The sequence below is a fragment of the Gordonia sp. DT101 genome, assembly GCF_049844895.1.
GTDB lineage: Bacteria > Actinomycetota > Actinomycetes > Mycobacteriales > Mycobacteriaceae > Gordonia.
Genome location: NZ_JBNCLX010000002.1, coordinates 741,544 through 753,627, shown reverse-complemented (window position 1 = coordinate 753,627; position 12,084 = coordinate 741,544). Strand labels below are relative to the sequence as shown.

12 protein-coding genes are annotated in these 12,084 nt (G+C 65.3%); 3 read left to right on the top strand and 9 right to left on the bottom strand.

All coding sequences use genetic code 11. From position 1 onward, the window contains the following. Positions 1 to 2 precede the first annotated feature (2 nt). Positions 3 to 692: a class I SAM-dependent methyltransferase gene (locus tag ACLQ3I_RS10085; protein ID WP_425801611.1), complete on the top strand. Its 690-nt coding sequence runs from the start codon at positions 3 to 5 to the stop codon at positions 690 to 692. A gap of 99 nt (positions 693 to 791) precedes the next feature. On the opposite strand, the gene ACLQ3I_RS10080 is transcribed toward ACLQ3I_RS10085, so the two are convergent. The 4 genes from ACLQ3I_RS10080 to ACLQ3I_RS10065 all read right to left on the bottom strand — a co-directional run bounded on the left by ACLQ3I_RS10080 (position 792) and on the right by ACLQ3I_RS10065 (position 4,622). Continuing rightward, a complete protein-coding gene (locus ACLQ3I_RS10080) occupies positions 792 to 1,205 on the bottom strand; it encodes a hypothetical protein (protein ID WP_425801609.1) in 414 nt (137 codons plus the stop codon). 311 nt (positions 1,206 to 1,516) lie between these two features. After that, on the bottom strand, positions 1,517 to 2,278 hold the full coding sequence (locus ACLQ3I_RS10075; RefSeq protein WP_425801607.1) for an SDR family NAD(P)-dependent oxidoreductase: 762 nt from the start codon (positions 2,276 to 2,278) through the stop codon (positions 1,517 to 1,519). Beyond that, complete coding sequence (locus tag ACLQ3I_RS10070; RefSeq protein ID WP_425792753.1) at positions 2,275 to 3,219, bottom strand: alpha/beta hydrolase; 945 nt, start codon at positions 3,217 to 3,219, stop codon at positions 2,275 to 2,277. Before ACLQ3I_RS10070 ends, ACLQ3I_RS10075 begins: the two co-directional genes overlap by 4 nt. Then, positions 3,219 to 4,622, bottom strand: a complete 1,404-nt coding sequence (locus ACLQ3I_RS10065) for a flavin-containing monooxygenase (protein WP_425801605.1) — start codon at positions 4,620 to 4,622, stop codon at positions 3,219 to 3,221. The genes ACLQ3I_RS10070 and ACLQ3I_RS10065 overlap by 1 nt, the downstream gene beginning before the upstream one ends. 122 nt (positions 4,623 to 4,744) lie before the next feature. Between ACLQ3I_RS10065 and ACLQ3I_RS10060 the strand changes: the two genes are divergently transcribed. Next, the gene (locus ACLQ3I_RS10060) at positions 4,745 to 5,362 is read left to right on the top strand and encodes a TetR/AcrR family transcriptional regulator (RefSeq protein WP_425792751.1); all 618 of its coding nucleotides are present in this window, start codon (positions 4,745 to 4,747) and stop codon (positions 5,360 to 5,362) included. A 90-nt stretch (positions 5,363 to 5,452) separates the two neighbouring features. On the opposite strand, the gene ACLQ3I_RS10055 is transcribed toward ACLQ3I_RS10060, so the two are convergent. The 5 genes from ACLQ3I_RS10055 to ACLQ3I_RS10035 all read right to left on the bottom strand — a co-directional run bounded on the left by ACLQ3I_RS10055 (position 5,453) and on the right by ACLQ3I_RS10035 (position 11,148). Next, a complete protein-coding gene (locus ACLQ3I_RS10055; RefSeq protein WP_425792750.1) occupies positions 5,453 to 6,310 on the bottom strand; it encodes an LLM class F420-dependent oxidoreductase in 858 nt (285 codons plus the stop codon). Positions 6,311 to 6,383: 73 nt separating this feature from the next. Further along, positions 6,384 to 7,421 carry a prenyltransferase gene (locus ACLQ3I_RS10050; protein ID WP_425801603.1) on the bottom strand — a complete coding sequence of 346 codons (1,038 nt, stop codon included), beginning with the start codon at positions 7,419 to 7,421 and terminating at the stop codon, positions 6,384 to 6,386. Then, on the bottom strand, positions 7,418 to 8,146 hold the full coding sequence (locus ACLQ3I_RS10045) for a class I SAM-dependent methyltransferase (RefSeq protein ID WP_267630043.1): 729 nt from the start codon (positions 8,144 to 8,146) through the stop codon (positions 7,418 to 7,420). Before ACLQ3I_RS10045 ends, ACLQ3I_RS10050 begins: the two co-directional genes overlap by 4 nt. A gap of 36 nt (positions 8,147 to 8,182) precedes the next feature. Further along, positions 8,183 to 9,466, bottom strand: a complete 1,284-nt coding sequence (locus ACLQ3I_RS10040) for a glycosyltransferase family 4 protein (protein ID WP_425792748.1) — start codon at positions 9,464 to 9,466, stop codon at positions 8,183 to 8,185. Positions 9,467 to 9,468: 2 nt separating this feature from the next. Then, positions 9,469 to 11,148 carry an FAD-dependent oxidoreductase gene (locus ACLQ3I_RS10035; protein ID WP_425801601.1) on the bottom strand — a complete coding sequence of 560 codons (1,680 nt, stop codon included), beginning with the start codon at positions 11,146 to 11,148 and terminating at the stop codon, positions 9,469 to 9,471. Positions 11,149 to 11,247: 99 nt separating this feature from the next. Here ACLQ3I_RS10035 and ACLQ3I_RS10030 point away from each other — a divergent pair, with 99 nt between their 5' ends. Next, positions 11,248 to 12,078, top strand: a complete 831-nt coding sequence (locus tag ACLQ3I_RS10030) for an acyl-[acyl-carrier-protein] thioesterase (RefSeq protein WP_425792746.1) — start codon at positions 11,248 to 11,250, stop codon at positions 12,076 to 12,078. Positions 12,079 to 12,084 lie beyond the last annotated feature (6 nt).

Here is a 12,084-nt window from a genome sequence, read left to right as displayed (position 1 = left end):
GTATGACTGCATCGTCGGCAAGGACGCCGAACGCACCATCGCCGGAGCGCCTCAAAGTGGCCGAAGAGGCCCCCGGTTTCATGCCCCTCGACGAGGCACAGACCCTTTTCGAGATCGCGGGAGAGTATCTGGCCCAGCCGAATTCGACTCGTGTGGGGGTCGAGATCGGCACCTACTGCGGCAAGTCCACCGTCTTCCTCGGGGCGGCCGCCGAACATTACGGGGCGACCATCGTGACGGTCGATCATCATCGCGGCTCCGAGGAGCATCAGCCCGGCTGGGAGTACCACGACAAGTCCCTCGTCGACCCGCACACCGGGACGCTCGACACCTCGGCACGCTTCCGCCAGACCATGTACGACGCGGGTCTCGAGAACACCGTGATCGGCATGCTCGCAGGGTCGGCCATCGCCGCAAGGGTGTGGGGCAAGCCGGCCGACTTCGTGTTCATCGACGGCGGCCACAGCATGCAGGCCGCGCAGAACGACCTCGACGGGTGGGCGCCCTGGGTGCGCATCGGCGGGGCACTGCTCATCCACGACGTGTTCCCGAACCCCGACGACGGCGGACGGCCTCCGTACGAGATCTATCGTCAGGCGCTGGCCACCGGGCAGTTCACCGAGGTGCGGGCCGAGGGCTCGCTGCGCGTGCTCCGTCGCGACGGCGGCGAGGTGGGCACACCCCTCGGCTGACCCGACCCTGCCCGTTCTTCCCCCAGGTCTCGCGTTGTCCTCCGCGAGCAATCGGCGGACGAAACCAGACGCGGGGGACGAACTGCCGCTGGGGGCATGTCACCGGGGACCGCACCAGAGGATGCCGGCGGCCCGGAGGGCTGCGATCACCCTGGCGTGGAGGATTCTGGGGCGCATGGAATCCGACCATGTCCATCGGACGAGAAGCGGTCCCGTCGCGCGGATCGCATCCTCGCGGAGTTTCTCCTCATAGATGACGTCCTCGGGCAGCCGGTCCCCGAACGGGGTCGACCGGTGATACTCGAGGCGACCGTCGAACTCTCCGACGACTCGGAGCACGCCGTCGACATCCCGCCGGCCGAAGTCGCCGCGCACCGTCTTGCGTTTCCCGTCGAGGTCCACCGGGATCGCGACCTGCAGATCAGGTGTGGGGATCTGCGGGTTCTCGGAGAGCACCAGTCGGCTCACGGACTCACCGACGCGCTCTGACAATCCGTTCGCCGAGACCACCATCGATCGCAGCATCGCGATGCCGCGATGCCGCGATGCCGTGGTGCCGTGGTGCCGCGATGCCGTGGTGCCGTGGTGCCGTGGTGCCGTCGCAGTTGGTCGACCTGCTCGCCGATCTCGGCCATCGTCTCGCCGAGCTGGCGACCCGAATCGAGTACGCAGACCCCCTGGACAAATGTGCCGGTGCGCGCGACGTCGAAGATCGATCGGGCACGCGAGGTGACCGGGACCGGCCGCCGGAAGTTCCTCCCCCGGGTCTTGTTTCGCTCTCCGACGGCGGCCGGACGAGGAAGCAAGACCCGGGGGAAGAACCGTCAGGACATCATCGCCCGCACCTTGCCGAGCACGTCCGGGTAGCGCTGGAGATGCGCACCGCCGTTCACGTCGAAGGCTGCTCCGGTGATCCACGCGGCCTTGTCCGATGCGAGGAACACCGCCATGTCCGCTATCTCCTCGGGACGACCGCTGCGGCCCAGCGGGGTGTTCTCGATGTACTCCTCGGTGAGCCCCGGAACCATCGACAATCCGGCCGTGAGTGGGGTGTCGACAACGCCGGGCTGGATCGCGTTGACCCGCACGCGGCGCGGCGCCATCTCCAGCGCGGCCACCTCGACCAGCATCGTGGCACCGGCCTTCGACGCACAGTAGGCACCGACACCACTGCCGGGCTGACGCCCGTTCAGGGACGAGATCACGGTGATACTGCCGCCCTCGACGACGCGTTGGCCTGCATGTTTGAGCACCAGGAACGATCCCGTGAGGCAGACGTCGATGGTCGTCTGCCAGTGTTCGAGCGGCAGTTCCGTGATGGCGCCGGGAATCGTCAGACCGGCACAACTCACGACGGCCCGCAGATCCTCTACCGCCGCGAAGCCCGCGGACACCGATTCCTCGTCTGTCACATCCATTGTCACCGCGTTGGTAGTACCGCCGATCTCGTCGGCGGCCGTCCGCGCCGCATCGGCGTTCACGTCGGCGATGGTGACGACATAACCGTCGGCGGCCAACGCCCGCGCGGTGGCCAGACCGATACCCGACGCCCCGCCGACGACGACGGCAGCGGGCGAGCCGGTCATGAGGCACCGCCGGTGGCGGCTTTCTCGGCCACCGGCGCGAGATGTGCGGTCAGGAATGACAGTTGATGCGCCACAGCGGGTTCGAACCAGTCCTTGCCCGCGAAGACGTCGAAGTGGTCACACGGGTAGTGCCGCACCTCGGCCCGCGCCTTGAACCCCGCCTTCGCCGCGGCGTGGGGTGGTGCCCCCTGGTCGAAGTCGGCGATCTGCATCAGCACCGGTGCCGTTATCGCATCGGCATGCTTGTCGGCTCGGAAGTTGCCGAGTTCCAATCCGATCGACGCGTCCACCTCGTTCCGCCACGACGGCCCGGCGATCGTCAGGTAGTCCTCGTAAAATCCCGGCGACGTGAGCGCGGCCTTCTCTCCCGGCCGCCCGACCACCGGCATCATCGTCGGCGGTCGGCCCAGCTTACCGGCCAAGGCGCTGCTGATCCCGACGACCGTCGAACGCGCCATGGCACTCGCGCCGACCTGTGGATAGTGGTGGACTCCCGCTGCGAGACCGTTGACGAGCGGCACCATCGCTACCACGGCGCAGATGTCGGTTCGGTCTGCGGCCACGACCAGTGCATGACCCCCGGATTGCGAGACGCCCCAGAGGATCACGCGCTCGGGATCGACTCCCTCCTGACGCTTGGCCGCGTCGATCGCCGCACGATAGTCGTCGGCTTGTCCGGTCATCGAGATCCGTTGCCGTGGTTCGCCACCCGACAAACCGAAACCTCGGTAGTCGAAGGCGAACACCGCGAGTCCGGCGGCGGCGAGACGCTGCGCGTACGGCTCCAGGCCGGAGTCCTTCGTCCCGGCGAACCCGTGTGCCATCACCACCACCGGACGGCCAGCCGGGGTGTCGAACTGTGACCAGTCCGCGCCCGGGAAATACCAGGCGTCACAGCCTGTTCCGTGGGAATCAAAGGTGACCGTCATCCGGGTCGTCATCATTGCGTACCTTCCTGCGCTCCTGCAGCGGCAACCATCGGCTCATCGTGCTCGTCGACCCGAGCCCACACCGGCGACCCCTGAGTGCGCGCGCGCCCGAGCCCCGCCGGCATCTCCTTGCTGCGGATGTTGTGTTCGTAGAGGTAATGGTCGAGTTGCTGTGTGTGCCGTGGCCGGTCGAGCATGTGCCCGGTGAAGAATTGCTGATCCTCCGCGATCACCTGATGCATCTCGTGCTCCGATGGCAGACGATAGCGCCCGACGGCGTACGCGCCGAGCAGTCGCGCCTGACACTCGACGAACGGGAACAGTGTCGGGGTTGCCTGCGCGAACCCGGCGAAAACGAGGTCGTCGATGCCCGGGTAGAACATCCTCTTGTACAGCTCTATCCGATTGTCCGGTGCGCTGATGAAATCCGGATCGAAGAACGGGAAGGTGATGTTGTAACCCGTTGCGTAGATGATGATGTCGAAATCGTCGGAAGTGCCGTCCTCGAAATGAACCGTCTCACCGTCGAACCGCGCGATGTTGGGCTTGGGGATCACATCGCCGGAGCCGAGGCGCAGCGGCAACTCCACCGATTGCGTCGGATGCGCTTCGAAGAACTTGTGATTCGGCGTCGGCAGCCCGAAGTCCTCCGGCCGTCCCGCGGTCATCGGCTGCATGAACTGCATGAACTTGCGCTGCCACGAGAACGGGATGTACGGCGAGGTGTGGTAGTACCTGTCGGCCGGCTTGCCCGCGAAGTACTTGGGCACGATCCACGCACCAGAACGCGTCGACAACGTCAGCTTGTTCCCCAGCGCCTTCGACGACAGTTCGACCGCGATGTCTGCGGCGCTGTTTCCGAGGCCCACGACCAGAATCCGCTTGTCCGAGAATTCATGCGGTGTCTTCGGATCGACGTAGTGGTGCGCATGCATGGCAGTCCCGGTGAACTCACCTGGGAAGTCGGGGAACCTCGGGTCCCAGTGGTGCCCATTCGCGACCACGAGGAGATCGAACCGGCGTGAATCTCCGCGCTGTGTCTCGAGTTCCCATCCCCCGCCGTCGAGCCGTCGGGCGTGGGAGACCGCATTCTCGAATTCGATGTTGTCGAGCAATCCGAACGCCTGCGCGTAGGAGTCGAGGTAGCTCTTGATCTCTGAGTGATGTGGGAAGTCGGGATAGCTCTCGGGCATCGGGAAGTCGCGGAACGACAGCTGATGTTTGGACGTGTCGATGTGCAGTGAGCGATACGCGCTGCTGTGACCGTTCGGGTTGCCGAATGCCCAGTTCCCACCGATCCGATCGGACGATTCGAAGCAGGTGTACGGCACGCCGTAGTCGGCGAGCATCTTGCCGGAGGTGAGACCGCTGATCCCTGCCCCGATGACCGCGGTACGCGGTAGATATGTGCTCATGGTTCCTCACCCGAACAGCCCGCATAGCGGGCGGTAGACAGATTGTTCATTCTGTCTACCGCATTTCGTCGCAGGGGTAAACAGAATCCGGAATTTGTCTACAGATTTGCTAGGGTGCGAACGTGAGCGAGGCACCGACGAATCCGCAACCGGCCGACCCGGTCGCCGCCCGACTTCTCAACGCGTGCGAAAAACTTCTCGCCGAGAAGGGGATCCGCTCGACCACCATGCAGGAAGTCGCGGAGATCGCCGGGGTGTCTCGAGCCTGGCTCTATCGGCACTTTCCGGACAAGTCCACGCTCGTCGGCGCCGCCATCGTGCGGCTCAACGAGTCCTTCTGGGGCGACGCGGTCGCCGAACTCGAGGCGATCGACGGCCTCGATCGGCAAGTGAGCACAGGCGTACGCATCGGCCGTGGCGCCTACGACGATCCCGGAACGCTGCTGATGCGGTTACGGACCACCGAACCCGACGAATTCGCCGCTTGCGCGGGTGCCGGAGTTGCCGGCCTGATACCCGACCTCGCAGCCTTCTGGCGCCCGTTCATCGATGCCGCGGCACAGCGCGGCGAGATCCATCCCGATCACGATCTCGGCGAGGTGTCCGAATGGGTCGCGCGGGTGCTGATCAGTCTGGGCACAGTCCCCGGCGACACCGTCGATCCCGATGATGCCGACGCGGTGCTGCGCCAGGTGCGGCGGTATCTGATGCCGGGATTGCGGGCGTCTCCGGAGCAGTGAATTTGTATGTGGCGCAGGTGGTCTCGATACACCTCTCGCCTAGCGGCTCGACGCTACTCGACCGGCGCTTGGGTGCGTCCCCTGAGTCCCTCACACCACCGCGGACGCGATGCCGAGCTTCCCGGCGAGCTTGGCGAGATAACCGCTCGCCCGCTCCACACTGTCGTCCGGCAGTCCGTAGAGCACGGTGGTCACGCCGATCTCGCGCCATTTGTCGAGACGCTCCGGCACCGGCTTGAAGTCCAGCACGACGATCTGCGGTTCGCCGTCACGACCCGCTTCTGACCAGATGCGCTTGAGGAGCTCCACCGAGCCCTCGATGTCGTCTTCGCCGGGGGTGGTGATCCAGCCGTCGGCACTGCGCGCGATCCACTTGAAGTTCTTCTCGTTGCCCGCCGCGCCGACCAGGGTCGGGATCGACGACTGCGGCGGCTTGGGCCACGCCCAGCTGGCGCCGAAATCGACGAACTCTCCGTGGTATTCGGCCTCTTCCTGGGTCCACAGCGCCCGCATCGCCTCGAGGTACTCGCGCAGCATGGTGCGTCGGCGCTTCGGCGGCACGTTGTGATCACCGAGTTCGTCCAGGTTCCAGCCGAATCCGACACCCAGGGTGACCCGACCACCGGAGATGTGGTCCAGGGTGGCCAATGTCTTCGCCAGCGTGATCGGATCCGATTGCACCGGAAGGGCGACCGCGGTGGCCAACCGGATCCGCTCGGTGACCGCGGCGGCCGCGGCCAGGGACGTCCACGGATCGAGGGTCCTCATGTAGCGGTCATCGGGCAGCGAGGAATCCCCGGTCTGCGGATGCGCGGCGTCGCGCCGGGTGGGTATGTGTCCGTGTTCCGGCACGTAATACGCGGCGAATCCGGCATCTTCGATCAGCGGGGCCAGCACATGGGGCTTGAGCCCACGATCACTGGTGAACTGCACGATCCCGAATTCCATGAACCCTCCAACGCCGCGTCGCAATATGTCACGCCCAACCCTGGACGACTGACTGGACACCAGTCTAGGTCATTCAGCGTCCGACGGCCAGGTTTTGTCGCACGTCGCGGAAGATCCCGTTTGCCGCACTGGTCCTACTGATCGCGTCAGCAGCCAGGATGACCGCTGCCGACGTCCAGCAGCTCTTCTCCACGGGCCACCGTTTGCCGTCGGAATACACCAGCCCGGTCCAGTAGGAGCCGTCCGGATCCCTGAGGTGTTGAATCGATTCCACCAGCGTGATCGCATCTCCGGTGTCCCCGAGCGCATCGAGCGCCAGCGCGAGCTCGCAGGTCTCGGCACCGGTGACCCACGGCCGATGATCAACGCAGCGAACGCCTTTGCCTTCGACCACGAACTCGTCCCACCGGCGTGCGATGTGCTCCTGCCCCGCCCGGCCGCGTAGCGCGCCGCCGAGGATCGGGTAGTACCAGTCCATCGAGTGATCCGACGGCGGCTCGAAGATCTCCGGCCGGTCGCGGATCGCGTCGCCGAGCGCGGCGTGTGCGCTCATCCACTCCTGGTCCGGCTGACCCATCTCGTCGGCGATCCGGATCGCACAGTCTACGGCCTGGAAAATACTTGCGTTGCCGGTGATCTGGGCCTGATCGAACATCGCTCCGGTGCCGTGGTCGCCACCCCAGCGGAACGCGCCGTCGGGGCGCTGAAACTTCATCACCAGGTCGATCGCCGACCACACCATCGGCCACATCCGATCGAGAAACACGGTGTCGCCGGTGATCAGGTAGTGATGCCAGACCCCGACCGCGATGTAGGCGCAGAAGTTGCTGTCGACGTTCGCATCCTCGACGTGGCCGATCACCGTGCGGATGGGCCACGAGCCGTCCGCCCGCTGCAGGCGCCGCGACCATTCATAGCCCGCTTCGGCCTCCGCGACACGTCCGGTGACCGACAGTGCCATCGCGGATTCAATGTGGTCCCACGGATCGGTCTGACCGCCCGGGAACCACGGCAGTGCACCCGAATCCTCTTGCATTGCAGCGACAGCGGCACCCGTGGCGTCCGTCTGCTGCGCGGTCAACACCCCGGCGATCGCCGGAAACCGCGTCACGGTGTCCCGGAGTCGGCCGGCTTCCGTAGGTACAGGGCCACCGACTTGCCGATGAACGGGTTGAGTGCCTGCTCCCCCGCCCGGGTCAGCCACGGCTTGCTCATCATGTCCCAGACGAGCAGCTGGTGATATCCCTTCACCAGGAGGTTGTCATTGTTCTCCACTCCGACAGCACATTTCAGCCACCAGTATGGTGCATGAAGTGCATGCGAGTGATCGGTACCGGTGACCTCGAGCCCCGCGCGAGTCAGCTTGTCGGCGAGTTCGGACGCCTTGTAGATCCGGACGTGCCCGCCTTCCACCTCGTGGTACTCGTCCGACAGTGCCCAGCAGACCTTCTCGGGCCAGTAACGGGGCACCGTGACGGCAGCGACGCCACCCGGCTTGAGTATCCGCACCATCTCGGCCATCGCGGCTTCGTCACCTGGGATGTGCTCCAGGATCTCGGACATCAGCACGACGTCGAAGCTGTTGTCGGCGTAGGGAAGACGAAGTGCATCACCGACCTCGGCCCGTGCTTTCGCATCGGCCGGCACGTGCCCTTCGGCCATCATCGCGTCGAACATCTCGCCGACGTCTGCCATGTCGGATTCGGACTGGTCGAAGGCGATGACATCCGCACCGCGCCGGAACATCTCGAACGAGTGCCTCCCCTGCCCGGCACCGATATCGATCGCCTTGGTCTGCGGACCCACCCCCAGGCGGTCGAAATCCACTGTCAGCACGCGCGTTCCCTTCGTCGATCCGTGATGTTGCTGTGGTCAGCCCACGACCGGGCCGGACTCGGTCGCCACGCCCCCATCGCGCGCGACTCGTTCCAGGACGGTTTCGTAGTGTGCCGCGGTCTTCGCGGCCACCGCCGCCCAGCTGTACCGATCCTCGACGCGGCTCCGGCCTCCCTGCCCGAGACGATGCCGCAACTCGGCATCGTCGAGCAGGCGCCCGATGGACTGTGCGAGTTTGCCGGAGTCCCCCGGCGGCACCAGCAGAGCCGCCTCCTCCTGGGTCCCGACGACCTCGGGAATCGCACCGGCGCGGGTGGCGACGAGCGGTGTCGCACAACTCATCGCCTCGACCGCGGGAAGTGAGAAGCCCTCGTAAAGGGATGGGACACAAGCGACCTCGGCGGACGCCAGCACGTCGGCCATCTCCTCGTCCTCCAGGCCGGAGACCACGCGGACGCGATCACCGATGGCCAGGTCGTCGATCATCTTGGCCGACGGACCGTTCGGGTCGAGTTTGGACACCAGTACCAGTTCGACCTGACGTTCGGCGCTCAGTTTTGCGATGGCCTCCAGCAGATATGAAACACCCTTGAGCGGCGCATCGGCACTGGCGACGCAGGCGACGCGTCCCGGGACACGTTCGACGCCCGGACGGAACACATCTGTGTTCACGCCGAGTGGGATCGTGGTGATGCGGCCCGACGGGATGTCGAATGCCTTGCGGATGTCGACCTCGCTGCTGCGTGACACGGTGAGCAGTTCGGGGATTCGCCGTGAGACGCGACCCTGCATCCGCAGGAACGAATGCCATCGCCATGCGGTGATCTTGCGCCAGCCCTTGGCCGCCTTGACCGCCAGTGTGCGATCGCGGGTGATCGGATGATGGATCGTCGCGATCAGCGGGAAGCCGGCCTTCTGGATGTCGAGCAAACCGTAACCGAGGCATTGGTTGTCGTGGACGATGTCGAAATCGTCCCGCCGCTGCTTCAGCAGTCGGGCCACCCGCAGACTGAAGGTGAGGGGCTCACCGAAGCTCGCGGTCCACATCGACCCGACCTCGAGCGCATCGATCCAGTCCCGGTACTCGCCCGGTCGCGGGGTACGGAACGGGTCCGGCTCGTCGTAGAGCGCCATACTCGGCACCTTGGTGAGCTTGACCCCCGCGTCGATGGCGACCTGGTCGAGTTCGGGATATGGCTGGCCGGAGAAGATCTCGACCTCGTGACCGAGCAGTGCGAGCTCTCGGGACAGGTGACGGACGTAGACTCCCTGACCGCCGCAATGCGGCTTGCTGCGATACGACAGCAGTGCGACGCGCATCCCTACTGCACCGGTTCCATGCCGGCAGCGACCTCGAACTCGTTGAGCGAGACGAACTTCACGCGTCGGCGACCGGCGGACTTACCGGCATTCTTCTCGGCTGCATCGATGGCCTTCCAGCCATCCATGTCGATCCGCCGCGCACCGCGGTCCGACACGATGTCGGCGACGTCGTCGCGAGACGTGGACGGGCTTGAGAAGGCCCCCGCCACATAGTCTTTCAGTACGGCCTCCGCGGTCTCCTGACCACAAATCCGATTCATGCCGATCCCCCCGGTCGCACCACGTTTGATCCATCCAGTGACGAAGAGTCCCGGCACGACCTCACCGTCGGCCGCGACCTGAACCCTGCCGTCGGTGTTCGGCACGACGCCGTTCACATCGTCGAACGGCATATCGATGACAGGTACGCCACGATAACCGATCGCCCGCAACACCACTCCGGTGTCGATGTCGAAGCGCTCGTCGGACGGGGTCACCGCCACCCGTTCGGTGCCCGGCGCGTACACGTTTCGCACGCACGTCAACCGCTCCACGTGCCCGTCCCCGGCCAGTTCCATCGGCGAGACCAGGAAGCGGAACACGATGCGCCGGTTCCCCTCGGTGGTCGGTCGCGCGGCGAACTCGCGCGCGAGGCGGACCTTGGTCGCGATCGTCGAATCCAAGGTGTCGTCCTCGAGCGCCGCCTCGCTGGCCGGATCGAGCACGAGTTCGTCAGGATCGATCACGACGTCGACACCCTCGACATCACCGAGCGCGAGGAACTCGCTGTTGGTGTACGCCGCCTGCGCGACGCCTCGGCGGGCGAGCAGCACGACCTCCTTGACATTCGACTCACGCAGCGTCGCCAGTGCGTGATCGGCGATGTCGGTCTTCGCGAGTTCGTCGGGATCGCTGACCAGGATGCGCGCGACGTCGAGGGCCACGTTGCCGTTGCCGACCACCACGGCCCGCTCAGACGACAGATCGACGTCGAGATCGGCGTAGTCGGGATGGCCGTTGTACCAGGCGACGAACTCGGTGGCCGGGATCGATCCGGACAGATCCTCCCCTTCGAGCCCGAGACGTTTGTCGGTGGACGCACCGACCGCGTAGATCACCGCGTGATAGCGCTCGACGAGCTCGGCATGCGTGATGTGCTTGCCGACCTCGACGTTCAGGAAGTACTGGAAGTTCCGCTTTGCCGCCGTCGCCGCGAAGATCTTCTCGACGCCCTTGGTGGGTGCGTGGTCGGGCGCGACGCCGGCCCGGACAAGACCGTAGGGCGTCGGCAGCCGGTCGAACATGTCGACCTTGACCTGAGGCTTGCGCACGAGCTCCTCGGCCGCGTAGAACGCTGCAGGCCCGGCGCCGATGATGGCGACATGCAGTTCGCCGTCCGGCAACTGCGGCGCCTTCTTCGGGGGTACCAGGCCGCCCTCGACGTCGTGGTCCTTGTAGTAGTCGGCGTTGATCTGCAGATACGGCTCGTCGCGCTCTTCGAGCTGGTCATCGGGGAGGATCGCCTCCACCGGACACTCGTCGATACACGCACCGCAGTCAATGCATGTCTCGGGATCGATGAACAACATCTCCGCCGTGAAGAACTCCGGCTCATCGGGCGTGGGATGAATGCAGTTGACCGGACACACGCTGACACAACTGGCGTCGTTGCAACATGGTCGGGTGATCACATGCGCCATCTGCTGTTTCCTCGTAATCCAACACGTGGAACGTGTTCTAGTTTTCTCGTCCTGCGTATCTTAACTGTAAAGATACCGGTGGCTGAAAGTAGGGACCGAGTGAGCACCTCGCAAGCAGCGGGAACAACGTTCGAACCATTGCCGGATCGCAAGGAGGGAGCTCGATACTTCGAGGCCGACTATCGCGTCCGAACCGGAGACGTGGATCAGGATATGCGCGTACGGCTCGATGCCGTGGCCCGCTACCTGCAAGATGTCGCCAACGACAACATCGAGGCCACCGACTACGGCGCCTCCGATCCGTTCTGGATCGTCCGGCGGACCGTGATCGACGTGATCCGCCCGTTCACCTGGCCGGCCGCGGTGACCGCGCAGCGCTGGTGCGGGGCACTGTCCACACGCTGGACCAACATGCGCGTGCGCCTCACCGCCGATCACGAGACCAACCGCTTCAACCCCGATGAGCGCGAACCGGGACTCATCGAGACCGAGGCGTTCTGGATCAATGTGAACGATCAGGGGATGCCGTCGAGGATCACCGACGAGATGCTCGAGATGCTGTCCGAGATGACCGACGAACATCGGCTGCGCTGGAAGTCCATGAATCCCGACAAGGCGCCCGACCCGTCGTCAATCGAGCTCGAGGACCGCGAGCACGTGCTGCGCATCACCGATTTCGACCCGTTCAAGCACCTCAACAACGCGGCCTACCTGGAGGCGATCGAGGATGAACTCGTCGCTCATCCCGACCTGGTGGACGGTCCGCACCGCGCTGTCATCGAGTATCTGCGGCCGATCGTGCCGGGCGTGCCGATCACTCTGCGCAGGGTCCGGGAACCGGAACGCCTCCTGGTGTGGATGCTGATCCCGGGTGACGACGGACCGGCGGTCGCGGCGACGGTGTCGGTGTCGAAGATGCCGAGCGTGTGACCGACT